We start from the raw sequence: 25,547 nt of genomic DNA, 5'->3' as shown, positions 1-25,547 counted from the left end.
ACGGGGATAAATTATGAGGAAAATGATGTTGTTTACTTCTTTGTGTGCACTTTTAGTACTTGGTGCATGTAGTAGTGAAACGAGCACAGACAGTATTGAAGTGATTAAATTTGCAGATGCAGGATGGGATAGTATCCGTGTACATAATAGTATAGCTCAATTGATTGTGGAAGAAGGTTACGGTTATGACACTGAGGTTACAAGCGGAACCACGGCAGCTACTTTGCAATCATTAGAAAAAGGTGACATAAATGTCTATATGGAAATATGGACGGATAATACAAAAGAAGTTTATGAAAAAGCAATTGAAAGTGGAAGTATTGTGAAACTAGCAACTAATTTCAATGATAATTCGCAAGGACTATATGTTCCAACCTATGTTATAGAAGGAGATGCGGAAAAAGGGATTGAAGCGGTTGCACCTGACTTGAAAACTGTACAAGACCTAGAGAAGTATCCAGAGCTTTTCCAAGATCCTGAAGATAGCACTAAAGGAAGAATAATTGGAGCGCCATCTAGTTGGGCGGTAAGTGAACACTTGGAGTCGAAACTTGAAACATATGGTCTAGATGCAAAATTCAACTATTTAGCACCAGGATCAGACTCTGCAATCGTTGCAGATCTAGCGGGAGCATATAAAAAAGGTGAACCTTGGGTAGGGTATTACTGGTCACCAACATGGGTAACAGCTAGTTATGACTTAACATTACTTGAAGATGTTCCATACGACGCAGCAACTTGGGAAGAATCCAAAGGAACTGAATTCCCTCCAAATGATGTTGTAATTGCTGTTCATAAAGATTTACCAACACAGGCAAAAGATGTTACGGAATTCCTTAGTAAATATGAAACTAGTAACGCTTTAACAGAAGAAGCGTTAGATTATATGAACGAAAATGAAGTGGAACCAGATGAAGCCGCACAGTGGTGGATGAAAGAGCATGAAGATATTTGGACGACGTGGGTGTCTGAAGAAGTTGCAGAAAAAGTAAAAGCAGCTTTGAACTAATAATTCATGATAAAAAGTAATCTATCCTATAAAAAATGAGGTGAATGCGACTGTTCTTTGAAACAGTCCATAGTCTATGACAGAATTTCCTGATGTACGAATACCAATAGGGGATGTAGTAGAAAATTTCATTGATTTTTTGGCGATGAATTTTGATGCATTCTTTGATTTTATTTTTGTTATTTCTTCTTCCATGATCAAGGGTCTAGAGGCGGGTCTTCTAGCAATCCCTTGGTGGATTTTTATTATTATTATTTTTTTACTAGGATGGTATTTTACTAATTTGTATGGAGGACTTCTTTTTGGTTTCTTTATATTTCTGATAGGTACATTCGATTTATGGCCAGAAACAATGACTACTATTTCAATAGTATTAATCTCTGTTATATTGTCTTTATTAATCGGGATTCCACTAGGTGTTGCGACGGCATTTAGTAAATCATTGTCTACTATTATGAGACCAGTTTTAGATGCCATGCAAACTATGCCAAGCTTTGTTTATTTAATACCTGTTATATTTTTCTTCCCATTAGGGAATGTTCCAGCCGTTATTGCTACTATTATTTATGCACTGCCCCCAGTTATCCGACTGACCGAGCTAGGAATTCGTAATGTAGATAAGGAAGTAGTAGAATCAGCACAATCATTTGGTTCTTCCACTTCTCAAATGCTTATGAAAGTACAATTACCTCAAGCATTGCCAACTATTATGGCGGGTGTTAACCAAACAACAATGATGGCGCTATCAATGGCAGTTGTTGGATCGATGGTAGGTGCTCAAGGACTTGGAGAGCGCGTACTGTATGCGATAAATCGTATTGATATTTCACTTGGTTTTGAAGCGGGGATTAGTATTGTATTCTTAGCAATAATAATTGACCGAATTACCGGAGGAATTGCAAATCGCCTTCAGAAACATAGGAGGGATGTAGCATGACAGTTAAACTTAAGGTAGAAAATGTATCTAAAATATTTGGACCAAGACCTAAAAAGGTCATTTCAATGGTTGAAAAAGGTGTTCCAAAAGATGAAATTCTTGCGAAAACGGGCCATACGGTAGGTGTATATAATGCATCTATGGAAATTATGGAAGGCGAGACATTTGTCATCATGGGACTATCTGGTAGTGGAAAATCTACGCTCATTCGTTGCTTAAATTTATTGAACAAGCCTACCTCTGGGGCAATTTACGTCGATGGCGAAAATGTAGTTGGATATAACAAAAACCAGTTAAAGTATTTCCGTCAGAAAAAAATTGCAATGGTGTTTCAACATTTTGGTTTATTCAGCCATAGAACGGTACTAGAAAATATTGAATATGGCCTAGAAATACGAGGGATGTCTAAAGCAGAGCGTCGGGAGATTGCCGGGAAACATTTAGAAACAGTAGGGCTAAAAGGATACGAAAACCAATTTCCGGATGAATTATCTGGAGGGATGCGCCAACGTGTAGGAATTGCTAGAGCACTTGCGAATGATCCGGACATTTTACTTATGGATGAACCATTTAGTGCGCTTGATCCGTTGATCCGACGTGAAATGCAATTAGAATTACTAGATATACAAAATAAACTACAAAAGACTATTATTTTCATCACACATGATGTTAACGAAGCTTTTAAAATTGGTGACCGTGTAGCGGTGATGAAGGATGGCAAAGTTGAACAAATCGGTACTCCAGAAGAAATTCTTGAAAAACCGGCAAGTAATTACATTTCAGAATTTATCCGAGATATTGATCGTTCTAAAATTTTGCAGGCGGAACATATTATGTCTAAGCCATATGGGTTAGTTTCCTTAAAAGATGGGCTGAATGTCGCTATTCAAGTAATGAGAGAAAATGGTATTTCTAGTGCATTCGTTACGGATCGTAAGCGCCAGCTACAAGGAATAGTTACTATTGACCAAGCGATTAATGGTCTCAAAGAGAAAAATACCTTACAAGAAGTAATGTCTACAGAAGTGAAAACAGTAAAGGCGGATGAATATGTACAAGATATTATTCCGTATGTATTAGATTCAAAATACCCCATCGTCGTTACGGATGAAGAGCTAATGATTAAAGGAATCATACTAAGGGTTCATGTATTAGCAAGCTTAATCAGCGAGAGTATGGACGAACAAAAAGAGACACAGAAACTATAACTAGTTTCTGTGTTTTTTTCAAGTAACAAATATTCTTTTCCTGAAATTTTATCCTCACTATATAGTGTTAATATAAAATTAATGGTACTTTTAAATTTTTACTTATTTATTACTTTGAATTAAGTATGTTATAGTCTAATTGGTATAGTGAGGTGGAGAATATATTTAATTTTAATAATACTAGTCCTTCAAAAGATGCATATTTGGAAATTAGCGGTGAATACTCTATGACAATAGTGGTATTTTCAATTATTATAGCGATTGTAGCATCTTACACGGCAATTTCCTTGAAAAGAAGAGCAAAAGAAAATAGTTTTTTTCATAAAAGCTTCTGGTTACTGCTTGCCTCGCTATGCTTAGGATTTGGTATATGGTCTATGCATTTTATAGGAATGGGTGCATTTTCATTGCCAGTAAATATGAGCTACAACAAAACTATTACGCTTATATCAATTATTCCTGCTATGTTAGCTTCATTTATAGCTTTCTATTTGGCAGACCTTCCAAGACGAAACTATTGGTCGTATGTATTCGCGGGGATAGCGATGGGGATAGGAATTTCCTCCATGCATTATATAGGAATGTATTCGATGGAAATGGACGTTATTTACACTTATGACCTTCTACTTTTTTTAGTTTCTATTTGTATTTCAATTTTTGTTTCTATTATAGCAGTTTACATTCTTGCGAAGGTTCATACCTATCAGTCGAAAAATATACTTCTGATTTTAATCTCTTTAATCATGGGGTTGGCTATTTCTAGTATGCATTACACCGGTATGGCAGCTATGAACTTTTATATTCCCAAGGGGTATGAATTGAATCATGAGGCTTCTCATATGACCGAAATGTATGGATTAGCAGTTATTGTAGGTTTAGGAATGGCTATACTTTTGGGAGTATTATTACTTTCAAGTTTGTTAGACCGGTATATTGAGTATCGTGGGAATTACTACGATGCATTAACACAATTACCTAATCGACGGTTGTTTGAAAAGAAAATTCAGTCACCTAAAGTTTTAGCTATTTGGCATATACATGATTTAGAGCATATAAACAGAGAGTTCAATTATGCTTTCGGTGATGAAGTGATTCGAGAACTAGTACATATGTTCAAATCTATATCACCTTCCAAAACAGAGCTTTATCGGATAGGAGGGAATCGTATTGCTTTGCTAACTAGGGATGTGGATAGTGCAAAGCAGTTAAAAGAGGTGTTGAAGAAGCTAGCAGAGTCACTTCGTGAGCCTATTCGAGTCCAAGATAGAGAAGTAATGCTGTTTGGAGTATGTGCTATATCTCAAGCCGATTACGATGAGAAGGACACTGATATCTATAGAAATGTCCTTGCCGTTTTAAACTATCCTTCTATTATGTATGATCATGATATTATTTACTATGATTCTAGTATTCATAGGTATACATTTAATCTTGAAATAGCTGAAGATGTAAATCGAGCTATGAAAGAAAACGAGTTATATCTTGTTTATCAACCGAAATTTAGTTCGTACTCACAGGGTATTGATGGGCTCGAGACATTATTAAGATGGAATCATCCTAAATACGGTAATCTATCACCTGCTGTTTTTGTTCCAATTTTAGAGGAATATGACCGTATGGTTAAAGTGACTGACTGGATAATAGATGGGGTTTGTAAACAAATAGCATATTGGAAATTGGAGGATATTTCATTCAAACAAGTAGCTATTAATATTCCAGGCGAGTATATAACTTCCCCATTGTTATTAAGGGTATTCACAGAAAAGTTAAGCGAATATGGGTTGGAACCGTCGCAAATAGAATTAGAAATAACTGAGAATAGTTTTGTGAAAAATGTGGAAGAAGCTATGAGGGCGGTAAGTAAATTTAGGGAAGAAGGTTTCTCTGTCGCATTGGATGACTTTGGTACTGGGGTATCGTCGCTATCTTATTTAAAAGAAATGCCGATATCAACCTTGAAAATTGATAAGTCTTTTATAGATGATGTACCGAAATCCTCTAAAGATTCATCTATTATTACCGCTATTATTGCTTTAGGAGAATCATTAGACTTAAATGTTGTTATAGAAGGAGTAGAAACAAAAGAGCAGGTGGATTTCTTAAAGGACACAAGTAAAAACCCGATTTTTCAAGGATTTTATTTTGCAAAACCGATGAAGCCCCATGATCTTGTTAAGTGGTATCAAGCCAGAGTGGAAGGATAATTTCTTTCTAGCTCTGGTTTTTTTGTCTTAAAAATCAATAGCTTTTGGACATAAAAAGAGGGAAGTAATACTATAAAAGTATAGGAGGTGCTATGGGATGTCTAAATCTGAGGTAGAGAAAAACCTTTTAAATATTGATATGAAGGCTCTTATTCCTTTAATAAGTAAAGAATTTAAAAAATACTTCACAAAAAATATTAAGGCGTTATATCACTATACAAATTTAGAAGGAGCACAAGGAATTATTAGCGATAAAACCTTTTGGGCCTCGCATATTAAATTTATGAATGATTCCAAAGAATATAGTCATGGGTTAGAGGTATGCGAAAGTATCGTCCAAAAGCTTATTCAAGAGTTACCTCTAGAAAATCCCAGAAGAGCATATTTGGAAGAGGTTTTTACGATTTTAGAGGAACAAGACACAGATATTTTTGTCGTGTCCTTTTGTGAAAGTGGAGACCTATTAAGTCAATGGAGAGGATATAGTCGAAGTCAGCATGGGATTTCTATTGGTTTTGACTTTTCATCGTTATTTGATGTTTCTTTTCATCTAAGTGAAGAAAACTTTTTTCCACGGAAGGTGATATACGATCATAAGTTGCAAGAGAGAATTATTCGTAGGATTATAAATGTTTCACTCATTAGTTTAGAGCTAAGTGAAGTAAAGCCACAGTTCTCTCCTAAGGAAGTAGCAAGAACGATTGGATACTTTCTACCACTTTTTAAACATGCTACTTTTTCAGAAGAAAAGGAATGGCGGATTATTGTGACCAACTCTAGGAGCATGTCATATCAGCATGAGCTGAAATTCCGCGCGCGCGATAATATTATTCTTCCATATATTGAGTTAGAAACACATAACAAAGTACTTCAAAATGACAATAGACTGCCAGTCAATCAAATCATTATAGGACCTTCAGGAACAAATGAATTTACGGCAAGAAGTATTAATTATTATTTGAAAAATGTAGGATACCCAACTGTTCCTATTAAACTATCGCATATTCCTTATCGCTAATAAGAAAAGCTTATGCGCTTATACTAGCCTTGAACGTTGGTGGACAGCTGACGAGTAAGAAGCAGAGTATTTTTCTAAAAAAAGTGAAACCTATTGCGATGTGATAGCGTAAAAATGTTATTAAAATCAAAGGAGAAATGTATATGTCATTTTTCAATAAAGTATTGGCAAGTGTCGGGGTTGGTGGAGCTAAGGTAGATACTAAACTAGAAAAGTCAGAGTTTACTGCTGGTGAAATTATGCAAGGTGTAGTAGAAGTGGTTGGCGGAAACTTAGAACAACAGATTGATGCGATCTACTTAACGGTAAATACAACATACATTCGTGAATCGAATGATCGAAAATACACGGACGTAGCAGCTTTTCAAAAATATAAAGTCACTGAACCTTTTACAATTGGGGCAAATGAAAAGAAAGCAATTCCCTTTTCACTAACACTTCCTGAAGATGCGCCAGTCACTTATGGAAGCACGCGTGTATGGATTAGCACAGGGTTAGATATCAAAAATAGTATAGATCCTACAGATAAAGATTATATAAACGTACGACCAACAAGAATAGCGGCTCATATTTTAGAGGCAATTGAACAGCTAGGATTTAAAATAAGAAAAGTTGAATGTGAGAAAGCCTCTCATAAATTAGGTAGTCGATATCCGTTTGTACAAGAATTTGAATTTGTGCCGGTTAGCAGCTCCTATAAAGCGAAACTTGATGAACTAGAAATCCTATTTTTGTCTCAGTCCGCACAATCAGCTGAAATTTTAATGCAGGTTGACCGAAGAGCAAGAGGTTTTGGGGGACTACTTGCAGAGGCTTTTGAAATGGACGAGAAATTCATTCGATTGACTATTAATGCACAAGATATTCCAACTATTAAAGACAAACTAAAGAGAGCAATAGGGATCTAGGGCATAATTCATTCACAATGCATATAAAATAATAAGCACCTTCAACTATTTTAAAATGGTTGGAGGTGTTTTGATAGGGAGTGCGTTTTTTTAACGGAAAGCTTGTTTAGTGGCTAAACAAGGAAATACAGTGTTTCAACCTTCCGATCAATTAGAGGAATATAGAAGAAACATGGAGAGGAAGCTAGGGGGTCAATAGGAGCCCGTGGCAATATTTTGGGTAACTTTTATCGCTCCAAAAGCTACTTTCCCAGTAACTATTCCTTTTCGAATACTACTTCAAATAATCGTATTTGTACTTGCTATAACTGCATTATTTGCAGCAGCAAAAGGTAAGTTGGCTATTATATTTGGTTGTAGTGTTTTAATAGAGATGATTTTAATGTACTCCATAGGACTGAAAAATATAAAGTTCGAACTATTATAGAGGTATCATGCAAAATATTAGTAGATAACTCTTAGAAGGGAATATTGGAAGCTTTGTTGAATTAATGGATATATGAAGAACACTACAAACCAGCTGTGCAGCTTGAGCAAACAATTAGGTTGTCAGAGAATCTTTATGGAAGTATAAAACTATCACAGGAGTGGATACCAGTACTCCAATCATTTAATGATTCTCCAATAATTCCATCGTATTATTTTGGTTGGAATACATATGATAGCTCAGATAAGTCGACATATCCTGAAAGAAATGAAAATGGAAATTCTTCCGGGGGCGGAGATACATTTATTGACTTCCCTATTTACTTTGAGGAATCAGTATTAGAGTAGGTGTACTTTAAGAAATTATTAGTGCAAGCGCTTGCATAATAGATGCTAGAAGATTAGAATAACTCTATTAAGTTACTTTTGGGATGGTGAAAAAAATGGGGCAAAAAGTGGATTCTTGGTGGAAAAAAAGTGTTGTATATCAAATATATCCAAGAAGTTTTATGGATTCAAATGGGGATGGTGTTGGAGATATCCAAGGGATTATTTCCAAGCTAGACTATATTCAAAAATTAGGGATTGATGTTCTTTGGTTAAGTCCTGTCTATGATTCTCCAAATGATGACAATGGCTACGATATTAGAAACTATCGGACCATAATGCAGGAGTTTGGAACAATGGAAGATATGGAAAAGCTTATAGAGGAAGCCAAAAAACGTGGTATTCGTATTGTGATGGATTTAGTTGTTAATCATAGTTCAGATGAGCACGAATGGTTTGTGGAGTCGAGAGCCTCAAAAGATTCTAAGTATCGAGACTACTATATTTGGAGAGACGGGAAGGATGGACGTCCCCCTAATAACTGGGAGTCTGTATTTTCAGGGTCTGCTTGGGAAAAAGATGAACTTACCAATTCATATTATTTACATCTGTTCTCCAAGAAACAACCCGATTTAAATTGGGAGCATGAGCCTCTAAGAGAGGACGTGTACCAGCTAATGACTTATTGGTTGGAAAAAGGGATTGGTGGCTTCCGAATGGATGTCATTAACTTTATCTCGAAGGATATGAACTTACCGGATGGTGAAGTACAACCGAATAAGTTATATGGAGATGGAAGCCCGTATTTTATGAATGGCCCTAAAATTCACTCACACTTGAAAGAGATGAATGACAAAGTGTTGAGTAAATATGACGTAGTTACAGTAGGAGAAATGCCTGGGGCGACAACCGATGATGCCCGTCTTTACACGAACCCCGACAATAACGAAGTGAATATGGTATTTACATTTGAACATATGGACTTAGATAGTGGGCCTAGTGGAAAGTGGGATGTACAGCCATTGAAGCTAATTGACCTGAAGAGAAATTTCGAAAAATGGCAACATGGACTTCATAATGTGGGTTGGAATAGCTTATATTGGAACAACCATGATCAACCACGGGTAGTATCCCGTTTTGGTAACGATGGAGAATACCGAGAGCTATCTGCTAAAATGTTAGCCATCTGTCTGCATATGCTACAAGGCACCCCTTATATTTACCAAGGGGAAGAGCTGGGAATGACGAATGTAAAATTCCAGAGTATGGAGGATTACCGCGATATTGAGACGTTGAATATGTATAAAGAAAAAATAGAGCAGGGGACTTCGCATAAAGACATTATGAGGGGTATTTATGCTAAAGGTCGAGACAATGCAAGAACACCTATGCAATGGACATCAGATGGTGGTTTCACTACAGGTATTCCTTGGATTCAAATGAATCCTAATACGGAGGAAATAAACGTGGAACAAGCTATAAATGATTCCAATTCTATTTTTTATACGTATCAAAAGCTAATCCAGCTTAGAAAACAGCATAATATTATTACAGATGGAAGCTTCCAGCTAGCACTTGCTAATCATCCTAACTTATTTGTTTATAAACGGATGTCGGCAGATGAAGAATGGCTCGTAGTAGCAAATTTCTCCGATCAAATAGAGCGGCTAGAGTGGGAAACTTGTGACCTGCCATCAAAATCACATAGGCTAATAATATCAAACTATAATACGGTTCAAACAACTGAAAAAATAGTAGAAATCCGTCCATATGAAGCGTTTGTGGTCGCATTTGAAAAGGAGATAGGGAATTGAAGAAGGTTCTGGGAGTAGATATTGGTGGAACGAAAATCCGGATGGGTGTTGTAAACGAACAGGGTGAAGTTCTGATAGATAAGACGATACCAACTATATTGCCGCTATACCCCTATTTAGAAGAGCAAATTCTTGCGATAATGAACGATGTGCCAGATATATCGGGTATAGGCATTGGAACAAGAGGGATGGTAGATGCAGAAACTGGTGTCATTACATTTGAAACAGAAATGCCAGGCTGGCAAGGCACCCCTGTCAAAGCATTACTAGAAGCTGCAACAGGACTTCCTGTAGAGATCAACAATGATGCCAATTGTGCTGCGCTAGCTGAAGCGAGACTGGGTGCAGCAGCAGAGTACAAACAGGTCGTTTGCCTAACAGTGGGAACAAAGTTGGGTGGGGGCATTGTACTTGACGGTAAAGTGATGAACGGGATAAATGGTGGCGGTGGTGAGGTTGGTCACTTAATCTTATATCCAAACGGTATAGTATGTGGATGTGGAAGACCTGGCTGTAGTGAAGAGTATGTATCCGGAACAGCTATTAAGAGACTTATTCAGGAGCAGAATGTGATCAATGCAGAAACGAACGAATTGGCGAAACCTCATGATGTATTCCGTTTAGCTGCGAATGGTCATGCGGGTGCAATAGCAGTTCGTGATCGCTTCCTATCTGACTTTGCCATCGTTATCTCTAGTCTTCAAGCGGTGCTAGATATGGACTGTGTTGTTATAGGGGGCGGAGTATCTGACTCTGCTGATTTCTGGTGGGAAGAACTTCTAGCAAAAGTAGAACCTTTAAAACTGAAGCCAGTTCAAGTGAAAAGAGCAACCTTCGGCAATGAAGCGGGAATGTTGGGAGCAGCTATGCTTGTAATAGATTCAAACAAGTAATCTAAAGATATACAAACATTTTTGTATAATTTAAATTCAAAAAAGGTCTTGTCCAATGTGGGCCAGACCCTTTTTGAGTGGCTGAATCTGTCATAGTCGTACTCAACTTTTTCTGGTCAACTTTGTAAACATGAAAAAAATGTTCTATCAATAGAAGAGCTTGCTAAACTAGTAGAAGTAATAAGTATTGAAACGATACCGTCTAGATAATAGGATGACAATATTTATGTGAAATAAAAGACAGAATTCATATTTAAATCACTATTGTCATCTTATTATGAATATGGTAGGATTGTTTTAACAACTTGTGCAAACGCTTTCGCAAGCTTTGTTATTATTTTTAATCTTTTGTGCAAACGTTTTCGCAAATACAAAAAAGGGTGGGAGAAAGTATGAAGAATAAATGGCGTGCAGGTTTTCTAGCAGCTTCATTAGGTATTGCAGGGGTATTAGCAGGATGTAGCTCGGATGGGGAAAATTCTTCAAGTGGTGATTCTAGTAAAGATGTAAAAATAGACATTTTCCAATTTAAAGTGGAATTTAAAGATCAATTTGAAGCGGTAGCAAAAGCATATGAAAAAGAAAATGAAGGAGTCGACATTAATATTACTACTGTCGGTGGTGGAGAGGACTACGGTGCTGCTCTTCGTTCGAAATTTGCCTCAGGAAACGAACCAGCTATTTATAATATCGGAGGACCCCAGGATGTATCAGATTGGTCAGACAAATTAGCTGATCTATCAGGCACTGCAGCAGCAGACGCAGCTCAAAAGGGTTCTTTAGATGGAGTTTCTGTGGATGGGAAGGTTTTAGGACTACCATTTAACCAAGAGGGATATGGCTTTATTTATAACAAAAATGTATTTGAAAAAGCGGGTATTGACCCTGCTTCTATCATAGACTTTGCTTCTTTAGAAGCTGCAGTAAAAGAGCTTGATAGCCAAAAAGCAGACCTAGGCTTAGAATCTGTATTTGCATTACCAGGGAAAGAAACTTGGGTAACTGGTTTACATTTATCTAACACTTTCATTGCACCAGAATTTGATAATAATGTGTTAACAGCATATGAATCGAAAACAATCGATTATAAATATGGCGACGCATTCAAAAAAATTCTTGACCTTCAAAACGATTACTCTGCACAACCAACTGTTAGTTTAGATTACTCTAAACAAGTTGAGGAATTATTCTCTCTACAAAAAGTAGCTATGATTCAGCAAGGTAACTGGGTATATGGATCAATAGCAGGAATTGATGAAGACTTCGCAGCAAACGATATCGGACTTCTTCCTATTCCTGTTGAAGGATATGAAGGAGATAGTATTCCAGTAGGAATTCCAATGTACTGGGGTGTAAATAGCAATGCAGACGAAGCAGTAGTGGAAGAATCAAAAAAATTCATAGACTGGTTATACACGTCTGATGCTGGAAAAGAAACAGTATTAAATGACTTTAAATTTATACCTGCATATGAAGGGTACGATTCATCTAAAATCTCTGATCCGCTTTCAAAAGCTGTGTATGAATATGCGGAGCAAGGAAAAACAATTGGTTGGACATTCATGGGTTATCCAACTGGATGGGGTCAAGATGAGTTGGGCGTACAAATACAGAAGTACCTTAGCGACGAAGCAAGTTGGGAAGAAGTTATAGAAGCAACTAAAGAATCGTGGGAATCTTCACGTAAATAATAAATAATTGGTTTAAACAAAGTAGCACTTGTGCTACTTTGTTTTGTCAAAAGGATAAAAAATGGTGCTACTTTCAAAATTGTTTAGAGGAAGAGCATCGTTGTAACTTTGGAGGTGAGCGCATGCGCACAAAAGACTTAGCGTATTGGTTGTTTTTATTGCCGGTTTTAGTAGCATTAACGATAGTAGTAGTTGCTCCATTATTTTTAGGGGTATATTATTCTTTCACTGATTGGAATGGAATTCAGACAAACAATTTTGTCGGATTTGATAACTATGTTGCCTTGTTCCAGGATGAACGTTTTCTAGATTCTCTATGGTTCACGGTTAAGTTTTCGGTCGTATCTATATTCCTTATTAACGCGATTGGGTTGTCATTGGCGCTGCTTGTGACTGCCAATTTAAAATCTAATAAATTATTGAGAACGATTTTCTTTATGCCAAACTTAATCGGCGGATTAATCTTAGGATTTATCTGGCAGTTTATATTTACTAAGGCATTTGATGGATTTGGTTCCCTGTTAGGAATAGAAAGTTTACAAGGGTGGTTATCAACATCTACCACTGGTTTTTGGGCATTAGTTATTTTAATGAGCTGGCAAATGTCAGGGTATATCATGGTTATATATATTGCTTACTTAGAAGGAATTTCAAATGAACTGCTAGAGGCAGCTGAAATAGATGGAGCAAGTCCTTTCCAACGTTTCCGTCTAGTTGTATTCCCATTAGTAGCTCCGGCTTTTACAGTTAGTATGTTTTTAACACTTTCCAATACATTCAAGCTATACGATCAAAACTTGTCGTTAACAGGTGGAGGTCCATATAACTCAACGCAAATGGTTGCGATGGAAATTTTTAATACAGCTTTTGGTCGCTATGAAATGGCCTACGCACAATCGAAAGCAGTTATATTTTTCTTGATTGTGGCAGCAATTGCTTTATTGCAAGTGTATATTAGCAAGAAACGTGAGGTGGAAATGTAATGCGTAAAAAGTATTTAATTCCCCTTGAAGTATTAGGGATTTTCTTAGCCCTTATCTGGCTAGCTCCTTTTTATCTAATGATCGTAAACTCGTTAAAAACGAAACGTGAAATTTTTGAAGATACACTAAAACCACCTAGTTCAGCAACATTTGATAACTACGTGCAAGCATTTAATGAATTAGACTTTCTTAGAACATTTGGGAATTCCCTATTAATCACAGTAGTTAGTGTTGCACTTATCATTGTCTTTTCTGCAATGGCAGCATATGCTCTTTCACGTGCAAAAAGTAGATTTAGTACGATAATCTTTTTCGTATTCGTAGCAGCTATGCTAATCCCGTTCCAATCAGTTATGATTCCACTTGTAACGATTTTCGGGAAGTTTGAAATGCTAAATCGTGCTGGTTTAATATTCATGTATATAGGTTTTGGTGCAAGTTTATCGATATTCCTTTATCACGGAGCCCTAAATTCTATTCCGCGATCTTTGGACGAAGCAGCTACAATAGATGGTGCAAATAAATTCCAAGTTTTTTGGCATATAATACTACCGTTGTTAAAACCGATAACAGTAACAGTTGGAATTCTAAATACCATTTGGATTTGGAATGACTACTTACTTCCTTCGTTGGTTATTAACCAGGAAGGAAAAGAAACAATTCCGCTTAAAATGTTCTTTTTCTTTGGAGAATATACAAAACAATGGCATCTTGCTTTAGCAGGTCTAACATTAGCAATTATTCCAGTAATCATTGCATACTTCTTTGCACAACGCGAAATTATAAAAGGTGTATCTGATGGTGCTATAAAATAATTTAGGAAAGGAGGGAGTTCCATATGACTGTTACAATTATCGATGTAGCAAGAGAGGCAAATGTGTCTCCATCTACAGTTTCCCGTGTAATTGCAGACAATCCACGAATCAGCGAACAAACGAAACGAAGAGTTAGAGAAGTGATGGAAAGACTAGAATATCACCCTAACTTTCAAGCGAGAAACCTAGCTTCTAAAAGTACAAAAACTATTGGAGTGATTATGGCCCATTCGACTACGCTTGCGTTTCAAAATCCTTTCTTTCCTGAAGTTATTCGAGGGATTTGCTCTAGAGCTCATGCCAGTATGTATGGAATCTATCTGTCCACTGGTGGCACGGAGGATGAAATATTCGAGGAAGTTGTCTCGATGGTACAAGGAAGAAAAGTGGATGGAATTATCCTTCTCTATTCCCGTGTAAATGACCGAACAATGAATTATTTAAAGGAAACGAGATTCCCATTCACGATGGTGGGACGTCCTTATCAATTTGATGATGAAATTACATATGTAGATAATGACAATAAAAAAATTGCTCATGATATGGTAGATTATTTGTATCAACGCGGGCATCGTCAAATTGCATTTATCGGAGGAGATCTTAACTTTGTCGTATCCACCGACCGTCTCGAGGGATATCGACAGGCGTTAATCGATGCTGAATTACCCAACTCAGATGATTATTTTATACAGGATCAGGCTTTTAAAGAAAAAGGAAATAAAAGTATTCATGAGTTAATGCAGTTAGCAGCACCACCTACGGCTATCGTGGCCCATGATGACCTAGTTGCATATGAAATTGTTCGCTATTTAGAAGAACTATCCATCCGAGTTCCAGCGGATATTTCTATTGTTAGCTTTAATAACCATGCCTTATCTGCTTATGTGAGTCCTCCATTAACTTCACTCGATATTTCAATATTTGATCTTGGTTTTGAAGCAACAAAATTTTTATTGGAAAAAGTTCAGAATACAGAAGCCCCTGTCGTGCACCATCTAGTAGAAACAAATTTAATTGAACGAGAATCATGTAAAAATATTGGCTAGACCAATTAAAATAAAAGAGGTAGATTATGAAAGAAAATTGGTGGAAAGAAGCTGTGGCGTATCAGATATATCCACGTAGCTTTCAAGATTCAAATGGTGATGGAGTAGGGGACTTACAGGGAATAATGTCTAGGCTGGATTATCTACAAGATTTAGGAATTGATGTTATCTGGATTTGTCCTATGTATCAATCACCCAATGATGATAATGGCTATGATATAAGCAATTATCAAGCAATCATGGCTGAGTTTGGAACAATGGAAGACTTTGATGCCTTGTTAGAGGAAGTTCATAGACGTGGCATGAAATTAATCATGGATTTAGTGATCAATCATACGAGTGATGAACACCCTTGGTTTATCGAATCACGTTCTTCAAAATTAAGTGAAAAAAGAGACTGGTATATTTGGCGCGACGGTGTAGAGGGAAAAGAACCAAACAATTGGGCTAGTATATTCAATGGACCTGCTTGGGAGCTTGATGAAGAGACCCAACAATATTATTTGCATTTGTTTTCCAAGAAGCAACCAGATTTGAACTGGGAAAACAGTGACGTTCGTAATGCCTTGTATTCAATGGTCAACTGGTGGTTAGATAAGGGTATTGACGGCTTCCGTGTAGATGCAATCAGTCATATTAAGAAAGACATAACATTTAGTGACATGGCCCCTGTATCAGATATCCCATATGTTCCAGCATGGGAAAAGTATATGAATGTGCCGGGAATTATGCCGTTCTTAGATGAGTTGAAGAAGGAAACTTTCGCTAAATACGATATTATGACAGTCGGTGAAGCAAATGGTGTAGGAATTGATGAGATATCCGAATGGGTAGACGAATCAGAAGGAAAGTTTAATATGATTTTCCAATTCGAACATTTAAGTCTATGGGATGCTGAAACAACTAAGTTAGATATCCCCGGTCTTAAACAGGTATTAACTAGGTGGCAAAAGGCTTTAGAGGGAAGTGGCTGGAACGCTCTATTCATAGAAAATCATGATAAGGCGCGATCTGTTTCCACTTGGGGGAGCGACACAGAATTTTGGAGAGAAAGTGCAACAGCATTAGCGGCAATGTACTTTTTTATGCAAGGAACTCCATTTATTTATCAAGGTCAGGAGTTGGGAATGACCAATGTCGATTTCTCTTCTATCACAGATTATAATGACGTTGCAACCAAGAATTTATACAACTACCGAACTGGTCAAGGTGAATCACATGAACAAGTGATGGGAATTATTCGAGCTACAAGTCGTGATAATTCAAGAACACCAATGCAGTGGTCCTCGGACGAATCTGCAGGGTTCTCCAGTGGAACACCATGGCTTGGTCTAAATCCAAACTATAAAGCAATTAATGTAGAGGCTCAAGAGCAAGATCCTAAGTCAATTTTAAACTTCTACAAACAAATGATACAATTACGCAAAAAAGAAAGAATTTTCACTTACGGTATATACGATTTAGTGTTAGAAAGTCATCCAACGTTGTATGCTTATACCCGTACAATGGGACAACAAAAGGTAATTATTCTTTCTAATTTATCAGATGAGACACTTACAGTAACGGACATAGAAGGTATTACGTATAAGCATGAGAACCTCTTGTTAGCTAACTTAGAAGTAGGGGTTCATGAAAAGGTAACTACCTTACAGCTAGCACCTTATGAAGCGAGAATTTATCAAGTGTAAAAAAACGTCTTGTCCAATGCGGGCGAGACATTTTTTTGTGCTTTTTTAGGAAATTATAAATTTTAAGGCAAGTGGCTCAATTTCTACAAGTGATTTTTCATAAAGACACCAGCGTTTTTCTTAAACTACTTATCACTTATCATCTGTCTAATCCCGTTACTTTCTTATATAACGGAGGGAAGATATTTTCCTGACCATAAGACCTTTCCCATCATATCCTATTACACAAAGAATATGGATGAAATGGTGGTTAACGTGATGAAGTCGATTGTATTTATTGGAGCCTATAAATTTGGTACGAGTAAAGAGGCATTAACGATTGCTAAGGGAATGGGATACGCGGTTATTTTATTCACTGATAAACATAGTCATCTTGATTTCTTAGAAGTAGACCAAGTTATTTTCATAGACAACTTATTGAACGAGCAACATGTCATGAATGAAATCTTAGTGCTACAGAAAATAGGTAAACAAATATGTGCATGTGTTAGTTTCATTGATCCATATGTTTCTTATGCGGCTCGTCTTTCGACACTACTGGGTTTGAAGGTAGTTTCCTTCCAACCATTAAGCTTAATGGAAAACAAAATAACTCTAAGAGAAACATTAAAGCATCTCCCTATAACTCCTGCATATTGGATAATCCGTCCAGAGGACTCCCTTCAAAAATTAAAGTGTATATCCCATCTTCCTTTAATCATAAAAGCACCTGTTTCAAACGGCTCCAAGGATGTGTTAATGGTTAAAACACCAGCCAAGTTGACGAATGCCATCCAATATTTGAGGGATAAATATCCTAATAATAGCTTACTAATAGAAGAATTTTTAGAAGGGTCACAGTATCTCGTTGAATTGGTCATCCAAAACGATGAACTAAAATTTATGGAGGTAATGGAGCAGGACGTCATCTACAATGGCAAGTTTATTGTTGGTGCTTATAAGTACCCAGCAATATTAGAAGAAACTTTATATAAAAGCCTTATATCTCATATTTCAACCGTCATGGGGGAACTAGGATTTTCAAACGGCTCCTGTCATATGGAGATGAAGCTAGCTCAAAATGAATGGATGCTAATTGAAATAAATCCAAGAATGTCCGGAGGTGTCATGAACCAAATTATAGAAGAAGGTACAGGTATTAATCTTCTGAAAGAAATTTTAACTATTTATTTAGGAGAAGAACCAGAATTCACGAAAACAAGGAGCAAATATGTAAACGCGAGATATATAACTATTCAATCAAGAGGGAGACTACTGAAAGTTAAAGGAAAGGAACGGGCGTTAGAGCATGAAGGAGTCAAATACGTTTATATAAAGCCAGTGGTAGGGGCAGTTCTCAAGAAACCTCATTCCATGGGAGACAGATATGCTTGTATCATTGCAGTTTCTGAATCAGAAGGCCAAGCGGAAGAAATTGCTTTATGTGCTGCTAAGGAAATAAAATTTTATCTCGAGCCCTTTTAAAAAGTAGATGCTTTTACCCGTCCCTATTGTTAACTTCTTAATATGATAAGAATAACAAGGTAGGGAGGGAGTGAGTAAGGAATTGAACAATGAAAGAAAAAGTAATCATTGTATTTGTGATGCACTTTTAGAATTAAAAATACTTCAGGATTTACTGCAGAATTCACAAACAAAATTTTTTGGAAGCCTCCTTGCGAAAATAGTAGGAACCGATACAATTCCCTTTCTCCTGGTTACACAAAAGGGAGACCTCTTGAGCTTGCATAGTGCCATGGAGGACATTGAAACAAACTATTTTCGAATTGAATCTGTGGACTTAGAAAATTCCAGTGCAACCCTTTCATTACTACGTCCATTAGATATTGAAGGTAATCTAACTACCTCTCCTTGTGACGTAGTTAGATTAGAGAAAACGTCCATCTGCAAGACCGTAGATGTAACTTGTATATGTGCTATACAACCGTTAGACACTGAAATGCTCAAAAGAAAAATTATTATTGAGCCAAAATGGTAATGCTCAAGCTTATCCCTAGGAAAAATTCTTAGGGATTTTTAGTTGATAATTTATATAAACTGAACGTTTGTCCATATACAAAGCTTTGTTGTTGAATTTAATACATATATAGCTATGTAAAAAATTATAAAACGAACGTTCCATAAAGACTCAATTATTAAAGGAGAAATTCAATGATAACTATAGGAATGCTACATCATCGCAGAAATCCCACGACTGTTATTAAGTCTTATGCTTATGCGGCCGTTGCTAGAGCGGAGGGAGTTAATTTTTTTTTCTTTTCACCAGGTACAGTTAATTTTGTGAACCGTACAATCCGAGGTCAAGTGTATGAAAATGGAAACTGGCATGAAAGACTTATGCCTTTTCCAGACGTAATTTATAATGCCGGAAGTCCTGAAAAACTAGTGAAATCTAGAGAAATTATTAACAAATTGAAAAGTGAAATACCATTTACAACAAATTCGATAGGTAACAAGTGGAATATCAATGAACGTCTTAAAGATGCAAAGGAATTTTCTAGCTACTTAATTCCCGCAGAAATTGTAAAGAATGTGGAGGGTTTCTATAAATTCATCTCCTCTTTTCATAAGGTTGTCTTTAAACCAATTGACGGAAGAAAGGGGAAAGGAATCTATTTCATCAGTAAAGTGGGGGAAAGCTATGTAGTAAGAAAGGACTCCGAAGATCAAACGTATACGAAGCAGAGCTTAAATAACTTCTTGGAAGGAAAGTTGTCAGCAGGAACCTTTATAGTCCAGCCATATATAAATTCAACTACCAAATCTGGTCAGGTATTTGACTTCAGGCTACATGTTCAAAAAAACGGAGAGGGTATATGGGTAGTCACCACTATTTATCCAAGAATTGCACCTAGTGGATCAATTATTGCAAATATAAATAATGGAGGATTTACGAATTACTTAGATCCATTTTTACAGCAAGAATTTGAGGAAGAGGCATTTAATATTAGACGATTGCTGGAGCATTTTTCCTTGTCATTAGCTGATCATCTAGATCAAATTCAAATGGTAAAATACGGGGAAATAATTGACGAAATAGGAATAGATATTGGATTAGATGAAAACATGAAAATTTGGATTTACGAGGTGAACTGGCGTCCCGGATGTCCACCGGCTTTCTATTTAGAATTAGACGTAGTGATAAATTCGATAAAATACGCTAAGTATGTAGCAGAAAATCAAGTGAAAATAAAAAAGGAAATAGTTGCAGCACAAAAGAGAAATAGAAAGGTCAAAAAGGAGATACCGATTATCGCTATAACAGGGAGTGCTGGGAAAACGACATCTAAAGCATTTCTTGCATCTATATTGGCTAAAAAATGGACCATTTTTGAGTCAAAGGATTATTGGAATACAACGGAGCATACAAAAAAACATGCAGAGGAAATTAATGAAACACATGAAGCGGTTGTACTCGAATACGGAATGGCCTACCCAGGTGTTATTACGGAGCATTGTAGTATTATCCAACCAACGATTAGTGTTGTAACAAATATTGGTCTTGCTCATGTTGGAAACTTTGATGGAGATATTAAAGGAGTTGCACGGGCGAAGTCTGAGCTAATTCACGGCATGGATCAAACAGGTATTTTAATTATCAATAAAGATGATGATAATTCGCAACATTTGGAGACGAGTCAATTTAAAGGCAAGATTATGACCGTTGGCATAAAATCACTCGCCAATTATAGAGCATACGGTATTAAATATGTAGACAACGGCATGAACTTTAAGATAAAGCTACAGCGCCAAGAAATTGAAATGTTTATACCTATTTTAGGGGAGCATCATGTTTATAACGCGTTGAACGCAATTGCGGTTGCCGATTATTTAGGATTTACACCAATGGAAATAAAAGCGGGTCTAATTTTTAGAAAGCCGCCAAGAAGATTAACAGTTTATGATTGCAAAGATAACATAACCGTAATTGATGACACGGTTCACTCACATCCCCAAGGCGTAAAGGCCGCCATTGATGTACTTACAAATGTAGGGAAGAATCGAAACATAGCTATTATCGGACAAATGCGAGAATTGGGAGATTTAAGAGAGCAGGAATATCGTAAAGTTGGAGATTATGTATACGAGCAGGGCATTGATGTGTTAATCACTTACGGATATCGGACAGAAGAAATTGGAGCTCAAGCAAACGCAAGGGGCTTTCCTACACAAAATACGTATCATTTTACCGATAAGGATAAAATGCATGAGCTTTTAAAAGAGATAGTGAAAAAGAATGATACTATTTTAGTAAAAGGAGCAAGTAAAACGAATATGTTTGATACTGTTCATTTTTTGGATAAATTCTTTAAGGAATAACAGAAACAGGTTATGGCTTTAAAGTGCCGGGCGTTTTGCTCGGTTTTTATTAAAGAATAAGAAATTATATAAAAATGTACGTGAACACTGGGTTAATGGAACTTGAAAGAATGAATAATACTAGTGATTTCCGTTTCAGGTGGATGCTTTCCGCGGGCGTTGCCTCAGCATCCTCGCCACCTTTCACTTCAATCAACTAAGTGAAAAGTACGATATAGCATAGTCTATCGCTTAGATGATATGAGTAGTCAAAGTTAATATAGTGAAAAAGCTGTCTGCCTCATTAGGGATACTATTCTGTAAAGAAGGATGAAGCAAGTAGATTTCCTTTTTTACTAGTGGAAATAAAGAGAAATAGTAAGTAGTTACTAAATAAAGAAGCAAAATAGCGAACGAAATTGTATCTTCGAGAGCTTACTCTACGAATAGAAAGGGATGTCTTCTTTAGTTATGTAAAAACGCACTTACCTGTTTCTTATAGTTGAAGAAGGGCAATGGACAGATAAATGCGATAAGATTACCGAAAAAAGAAAGGTTGGTCGTGACGTTAGTCACGACCAGCCTTTCAAAAATTAACCGGTAATAATATAGCTACAAGTCTGTCCAAAGTACTTCGGAAACGATAGAAACAGGTTTTGACCCATCGACCGTGTTTAAACTAAGCAAAAAAAAAGAGCACCTTTTAGGTGTTCTAATTTTCGTATGCTTTTAGATGGAATTCAATTTCTGCTGCTGCGGTATTTGCATTCGTTTTGGCCTCTACTAAGCTACTTCCAGTGGCAATTACATACGCATATCGATGTCCCATGGATAGTGGTGGCACTATAAGTGTTCCTTTTTTAGGCTTTATATAGACCTCTACTACTCCAGGAGATTTACTTGCTCTTCCTTTTCCAGTCACTTTCTCCAGTATGCCTTTTTGGTTGGAAATAATGTATTTCGTGAATACATGCTGCTTATGTTTCGGTGTAAGGTTTGGTTGTTCTCCTACAAATATTTTAAGCGTTTCTTCAACTAAACTAAATCCATATGCTGCCTGGATCATCTTATTCATTGCTCCACCAGATATCCGTGGGTTAATCTCGATAAGCTTCCAGCCATTTTTAGATAAACGAATTTCAAGATGTAATGCGCCGTTTTCAATCTCAAATGCAGTAATAATCGAATGAAGAACATCTTCTAATTCCTTTTTAAAATTGTCTGGAACGTCTAGAAGTACTCCATAGCCTGTAATGATAAATCGTTTACCTTTAGTAATTTCCTGCTCAATAATTCCAACAATATGTGCTCGTTTATTATAAATAACTGCTTCTACTAAGCATTGTTCACCTTCAATATACTCTTCCACCATAATAGTTTCTTCAGGGTTTTTACTGCGAAGGATTTGTATATATTTTTCTAATTGTGCCTTCCCCCGAGCTAATAGCACGTCCTTAGAGCCCGTGGATTTTGGTGACTTTACGATGATGGGTAAATTTAACTGTTCAATAAGTGACTTTGTGGAAACTACATCACTTGGATTAATAGATAAAAATTTCGGTGTGTAAGCTTTGTCTTTTAGAAACTTCCGAGTTTCCTCTTTGTCTTCCATAATTTTAATAGCAATGGATGAATTATAGTTATGACAAAATTCATCACAAAGAATGGATGCTACATGAACATATGGGTCAATAAAACTCACAATTGTCTTTATATCAATGCCTTTGAGCAACAGTTTAGAAATTTCCTCTCTCATCTCCTCTAAGTTATTTGTGTTCACAGAAATCATTTTATGAACCTCAATATACTCTTTTCTTTGCTGAAGTTGTTTTTCATTATTTGTGAAAAGAATTGTATAGTACCCCAATTTTTCAGCTGCTTTAATAGCTTCTCTACTGGAGCCTGACTTATTTGTACTTATAAAAATAATTGCTTTCAAACATTTCACTCCCTTATTTATACAGACTCTCCTTATATGTATGACAGAGTTCAATTATTTGAATGGTTATATATCACGTAAATTATTTGAAATTTATCCAATCCACTTATTGATAACAACATATGATGAGAGTGAGGGGGGGGAGAACAATGAAAGCCCATACTGTAGGCGAAATTAGAGGAATTATTGCTGGTGAATTAGTACAAGGAACGGATGAAACGAAAGTCTATTTTGGTGCCTACCGTTTAAAGCAAATTAAAAACAAAAATACAATCCTATTTACAAGTAAAAGAATTGTTAACTGGAAAAGTCTTGAGGAATTTTTTCCATTAGTGCTGGCAACAGAGTGGAAGTATAAAGAAAACGAGATTCCTGACAATATAACGGTCATCAATGTGATCAATTCGGAACAAGCATATTGGAAATTTATCCACTATTATCGAAGTTTATTTGATATTCCAGTAGTCGCAATTACAGGAACCTCAGGTAAAACAACAACAAAAGAAATGATTAGACATATTCTATCCATTGATCATAAGGTCACTGCCACAAATCTCACGAGTAATTCACGGACAGCCTATTTACAGTATCTGTTAAAAATTGAAGAAGACACTGAAGTAGCGGTATTTGAGACCGCTGTAGGTGCACCTGGTGATGTTTTAAAGGCAGGAGAATATTTCAAGCCAACAATCGGAATTATTACAAATATAGGTGCTCATCACCTTAATTATTGCAAAACTCTTGAAGGTTATATTGCTGCAAAGGGAGAAATGGTCGAAATTATTGATCCTGCAGGTGTAATAATTATTAATGGAGATGATTTTAATACAAGGAAAATTAATGTAAGACGTTTCCCTGGGAAAATCGTCAAAATTGGAAAGAAAAGAAATTCTCATTTTAAAGCTACAAATATTCATTACAGAAAAGACGGTATGCAGTTTAGTGTTCAGCATAAAAATAAAAACTATCAAGTATTTGTACCAGGTTTTGGAGAGCATCAAGTGTACAACGCTCTATATGCTATTGCGGCAGTTTATGAAATGGGAGTAAGTGTGACGGAGGCTGCAAGACGTTTGAAGTCGTTTATAAAATATGAAAAGCAGCTTCAAGTCTTAGATGGTATCAATGGTTCAATCGTTCTGGATGATACTTGGAGTATGACGACGACATCGTTGGAAGCAGCATTAAAGGTGCTTAACGAAGTGGGTTTAGATAAAAAAAAGATAGCAATTATTGGGACGATTACGGATTTAGGATCCTGGGGTTACATTATCCATAAAGAAGCTGGAAATATAGTTTATCAAAATGGGGTTGATGTATTAATAACGATAGGATTTCATGCCAAAATAATTGCTGACCATTTAGTAGAGTTAGGGTTTAAATCACCTGTATATAAATTTAATAATGGTACCCTTGTCTATGATTTGTTAAAGGAGATTGTGGATGATGAAACAATTATTCTTATTAAAGGTGATATGTATTCCCAATCCATTAAAGAATTGGCTTTTAAACTACGAAATAAGTCAAATTAGATTTGGAATTTAAAAGTCTAACAAATATTAATATGCTCTGTATGGACAAACTGCCTTGCCAAAAATAGTAGATTCTTAATATGCTACAGTATTCTACTTGAAAGGAGGGATAACAATGGGGAATATTTGTCCATGTGGAGTATCTGTAGATGCTTTTTCTGATGATAATAATGTTCGGTTTGAAGGTCAGATGGGTACTATTGAAGGAAACTTAACGTACCTGGCGGAAGTATGTGTTACGACGCTTGCTACTTCTACTCTGTCATTAGATTTTGAGGATACAGAAACACCAGATGAAAACAACTTCACATTTACTGCAAACGAAATTACTTCAGTTGTATGTAACAGAGAAGGTCAAAACTGTGTTGTGACTGTAACTGGTACAGGGCTTGTGAATGGAATGGAATTTCCGTTTGAAGCTGTTTTTAGAGATCAAGTTGCGACAGCGAACGTTGATATTGTGCAAAGCTTCGAAATAACTGGATTCTTTGACCAAAGTGGCGCAGCTCCAGTTGAACAAGGTTCAATTGTAGCTTTAGGCTGTCAGGAACTGTGATAAATAGGCGTGAAGATGCCTAATTTTAGGGAGTCAGTCTATTCGAGGTATCGTGGTGCTCCTGCGCAAAGCTCGTCGCAACAACAGAATGATCACATCCTGTGGACCAGCTTTCGTAAGGCACCGTGGTCATACTTCAGTACAAACCCAGTCTTCAGCAAAGGTAAAGGAGGCCTTTAAGCGAAATCTTTCCAACGCTTTTCTGGGTTTGGATGAAGTTTGAAAAAAACTAAAGGGTAGCTACTTTTCCAGTA

Annotated in this window: 21 protein-coding genes; 20 read left to right on the top strand and 1 reads right to left on the bottom strand. The window is 36.5% G+C overall.

The annotated features are described in order from the left end of the window. Nucleotides 1-13 precede the first annotated feature (13 nt). The 18 genes from BM260_RS07045 (at nucleotide 14) to BM260_RS06960 (ending at nucleotide 21,287) form a co-directional block, all read left to right on the top strand. A complete protein-coding gene (locus BM260_RS07045) occupies nucleotides 14-1,009 on the top strand; it encodes an ABC transporter substrate-binding protein (protein ID WP_093536468.1) in 996 nt (331 codons plus the stop codon). A 76-nt stretch (nucleotides 1,010-1,085) separates the two neighbouring features. Then, entirely contained in the window at nucleotides 1,086-1,946 is an 861-nt protein-coding gene (locus BM260_RS07040; protein ID WP_093536466.1) for an ABC transporter permease, read from the top strand. Then, nucleotides 1,943-3,154 carry a quaternary amine ABC transporter ATP-binding protein gene (locus tag BM260_RS07035; protein ID WP_093536464.1) on the top strand — a complete coding sequence of 404 codons (1,212 nt, stop codon included), beginning with the start codon at nucleotides 1,943-1,945 and terminating at the stop codon, nucleotides 3,152-3,154. The genes BM260_RS07040 and BM260_RS07035 overlap by 4 nt, the downstream gene beginning before the upstream one ends. Before the next feature lie 227 nt (nucleotides 3,155-3,381). Next, nucleotides 3,382-5,358: a bifunctional diguanylate cyclase/phosphodiesterase gene (locus BM260_RS07030; RefSeq protein ID WP_093536462.1), complete on the top strand. Its 1,977-nt coding sequence runs from the start codon at nucleotides 3,382-3,384 to the stop codon at nucleotides 5,356-5,358. 97 nt (nucleotides 5,359-5,455) lie between these two features. Beyond that, a complete protein-coding gene (locus BM260_RS07025; protein WP_093536460.1) occupies nucleotides 5,456-6,376 on the top strand; it encodes a DUF2971 domain-containing protein in 921 nt (306 codons plus the stop codon). A gap of 143 nt (nucleotides 6,377-6,519) precedes the next feature. After that, on the top strand, nucleotides 6,520-7,284 hold the full coding sequence (locus BM260_RS07020; RefSeq protein WP_093536458.1) for a sporulation protein: 765 nt from the start codon (nucleotides 6,520-6,522) through the stop codon (nucleotides 7,282-7,284). A gap of 205 nt (nucleotides 7,285-7,489) precedes the next feature. Beyond that, nucleotides 7,490-7,711: a YrdB family protein gene (locus tag BM260_RS07015; RefSeq protein ID WP_093536456.1), complete on the top strand. Its 222-nt coding sequence runs from the start codon at nucleotides 7,490-7,492 to the stop codon at nucleotides 7,709-7,711. 119 nt (nucleotides 7,712-7,830) lie between these two features. Beyond that, nucleotides 7,831-8,058 carry a hypothetical protein gene (locus tag BM260_RS07010; RefSeq protein WP_175496226.1) on the top strand — a complete coding sequence of 76 codons (228 nt, stop codon included), beginning with the start codon at nucleotides 7,831-7,833 and terminating at the stop codon, nucleotides 8,056-8,058. Nucleotides 8,059-8,153: 95 nt separating this feature from the next. Continuing rightward, nucleotides 8,154-9,851 carry a glycoside hydrolase family 13 protein gene (locus BM260_RS07005; protein ID WP_093536452.1) on the top strand — a complete coding sequence of 566 codons (1,698 nt, stop codon included), beginning with the start codon at nucleotides 8,154-8,156 and terminating at the stop codon, nucleotides 9,849-9,851. Further along, nucleotides 9,848-10,744, top strand: a complete 897-nt coding sequence (locus BM260_RS07000) for an ROK family protein (protein ID WP_093536450.1) — start codon at nucleotides 9,848-9,850, stop codon at nucleotides 10,742-10,744. The genes BM260_RS07005 and BM260_RS07000 overlap by 4 nt, the downstream gene beginning before the upstream one ends. A gap of 392 nt (nucleotides 10,745-11,136) precedes the next feature. After that, nucleotides 11,137-12,435 carry an ABC transporter substrate-binding protein gene (locus tag BM260_RS06995; RefSeq protein ID WP_093536448.1) on the top strand — a complete coding sequence of 433 codons (1,299 nt, stop codon included), beginning with the start codon at nucleotides 11,137-11,139 and terminating at the stop codon, nucleotides 12,433-12,435. Between the two features lie 122 nt (nucleotides 12,436-12,557). Next, nucleotides 12,558-13,418 carry a carbohydrate ABC transporter permease gene (locus BM260_RS06990; protein WP_093536446.1) on the top strand — a complete coding sequence of 287 codons (861 nt, stop codon included), beginning with the start codon at nucleotides 12,558-12,560 and terminating at the stop codon, nucleotides 13,416-13,418. After that, nucleotides 13,418-14,233, top strand: coding sequence for a carbohydrate ABC transporter permease (locus BM260_RS06985; RefSeq protein WP_093536444.1), 816 nt, complete (start codon nucleotides 13,418-13,420; stop codon nucleotides 14,231-14,233). The genes BM260_RS06990 and BM260_RS06985 overlap by 1 nt, the downstream gene beginning before the upstream one ends. A 23-nt stretch (nucleotides 14,234-14,256) precedes the next feature. Beyond that, on the top strand, nucleotides 14,257-15,279 hold the full coding sequence (locus BM260_RS06980) for a LacI family DNA-binding transcriptional regulator (RefSeq protein WP_093536442.1): 1,023 nt from the start codon (nucleotides 14,257-14,259) through the stop codon (nucleotides 15,277-15,279). 26 nt (nucleotides 15,280-15,305) lie between these two features. Further along, complete coding sequence (locus BM260_RS06975) at nucleotides 15,306-16,967, top strand: glycoside hydrolase family 13 protein (RefSeq protein WP_093536440.1); 1,662 nt, start codon at nucleotides 15,306-15,308, stop codon at nucleotides 16,965-16,967. Nucleotides 16,968-17,225: 258 nt separating this feature from the next. Beyond that, complete coding sequence (locus BM260_RS06970; RefSeq protein ID WP_175496225.1) at nucleotides 17,226-18,431, top strand: ATP-grasp domain-containing protein; 1,206 nt, start codon at nucleotides 17,226-17,228, stop codon at nucleotides 18,429-18,431. A gap of 70 nt (nucleotides 18,432-18,501) precedes the next feature. After that, nucleotides 18,502-18,945: a CotY/CotZ family spore coat protein gene (locus tag BM260_RS06965; RefSeq protein WP_245762657.1), complete on the top strand. Its 444-nt coding sequence runs from the start codon at nucleotides 18,502-18,504 to the stop codon at nucleotides 18,943-18,945. A gap of 173 nt (nucleotides 18,946-19,118) precedes the next feature. Next, the gene (locus tag BM260_RS06960) at nucleotides 19,119-21,287 is read left to right on the top strand and encodes a YheC/YheD family protein (protein ID WP_093536436.1); all 2,169 of its coding nucleotides are present in this window, start codon (nucleotides 19,119-19,121) and stop codon (nucleotides 21,285-21,287) included. Between the two features lie 691 nt (nucleotides 21,288-21,978). On the opposite strand, the gene BM260_RS06955 is transcribed toward BM260_RS06960, so the two are convergent. Continuing rightward, a complete protein-coding gene (locus BM260_RS06955) occupies nucleotides 21,979-23,205 on the bottom strand; it encodes an ATP-grasp domain-containing protein (protein WP_407691704.1) in 1,227 nt (408 codons plus the stop codon). 149 nt (nucleotides 23,206-23,354) lie between these two features. On the opposite strand from BM260_RS06955, the gene BM260_RS06950 reads away from it, so the two are divergent. Further along, nucleotides 23,355-24,737: a Mur ligase family protein gene (locus BM260_RS06950; RefSeq protein ID WP_093536432.1), complete on the top strand. Its 1,383-nt coding sequence runs from the start codon at nucleotides 23,355-23,357 to the stop codon at nucleotides 24,735-24,737. 115 nt (nucleotides 24,738-24,852) lie between these two features. Further along, nucleotides 24,853-25,293, top strand: coding sequence for a hypothetical protein (locus tag BM260_RS06945; RefSeq protein WP_093536430.1), 441 nt, complete (start codon nucleotides 24,853-24,855; stop codon nucleotides 25,291-25,293). Nucleotides 25,294-25,547 lie beyond the last annotated feature (254 nt).

The sequence above is a fragment of the Psychrobacillus psychrotolerans genome, assembly GCF_900115805.1.
Classification (GTDB): Bacteria; Bacillota; Bacilli; order Bacillales_A; family Planococcaceae; genus Psychrobacillus; species Psychrobacillus psychrotolerans.
This window is presented reverse-complemented; position numbering and strand designations above follow the sequence as displayed.

Bases quoted from the DNA above. Each gene is read 5' to 3' on its own strand.
- BM260_RS06975 (WP_093536440.1), top strand. From the start codon at position 15,306: ATGAAAGAAAATTGGTGGAAAGAAGCTGTGGCGTATCAGATATATCCA.
- BM260_RS06985 (WP_093536444.1), top strand. From the start codon at position 13,418: ATGCGTAAAAAGTATTTAATTCCCCTTGAAGTATTAGGGATTTTCTTA.
- BM260_RS06995 (WP_093536448.1), top strand. From the start codon at position 11,137: ATGAAGAATAAATGGCGTGCAGGTTTTCTAGCAGCTTCATTAGGTATT.
- BM260_RS06970 (WP_175496225.1), top strand. From the start codon at position 17,226: ATGAAGTCGATTGTATTTATTGGAGCCTATAAATTTGGTACGAGTAAA.
- BM260_RS07025 (WP_093536460.1), top strand. From the start codon at position 5,456: ATGTCTAAATCTGAGGTAGAGAAAAACCTTTTAAATATTGATATGAAG.
- BM260_RS07045 (WP_093536468.1), top strand. From the start codon at position 14: ATGAGGAAAATGATGTTGTTTACTTCTTTGTGTGCACTTTTAGTACTT.
- BM260_RS06980 (WP_093536442.1), top strand. From the start codon at position 14,257: ATGACTGTTACAATTATCGATGTAGCAAGAGAGGCAAATGTGTCTCCA.
- BM260_RS07020 (WP_093536458.1), top strand. From the start codon at position 6,520: ATGTCATTTTTCAATAAAGTATTGGCAAGTGTCGGGGTTGGTGGAGCT.
- BM260_RS07030 (WP_093536462.1), top strand. From the start codon at position 3,382: ATGACAATAGTGGTATTTTCAATTATTATAGCGATTGTAGCATCTTAC.
- BM260_RS07005 (WP_093536452.1), top strand. From the start codon at position 8,154: ATGGGGCAAAAAGTGGATTCTTGGTGGAAAAAAAGTGTTGTATATCAA.
- BM260_RS06960 (WP_093536436.1), top strand. From the start codon at position 19,119: ATGATAACTATAGGAATGCTACATCATCGCAGAAATCCCACGACTGTT.
- BM260_RS07040 (WP_093536466.1), top strand. From the start codon at position 1,086: ATGACAGAATTTCCTGATGTACGAATACCAATAGGGGATGTAGTAGAA.
- BM260_RS07035 (WP_093536464.1), top strand. From the start codon at position 1,943: ATGACAGTTAAACTTAAGGTAGAAAATGTATCTAAAATATTTGGACCA.
- BM260_RS06945 (WP_093536430.1), top strand. From the start codon at position 24,853: ATGGGGAATATTTGTCCATGTGGAGTATCTGTAGATGCTTTTTCTGAT.
- BM260_RS06990 (WP_093536446.1), top strand. From the start codon at position 12,558: ATGCGCACAAAAGACTTAGCGTATTGGTTGTTTTTATTGCCGGTTTTA.
- BM260_RS06950 (WP_093536432.1), top strand. From the start codon at position 23,355: ATGAAAGCCCATACTGTAGGCGAAATTAGAGGAATTATTGCTGGTGAA.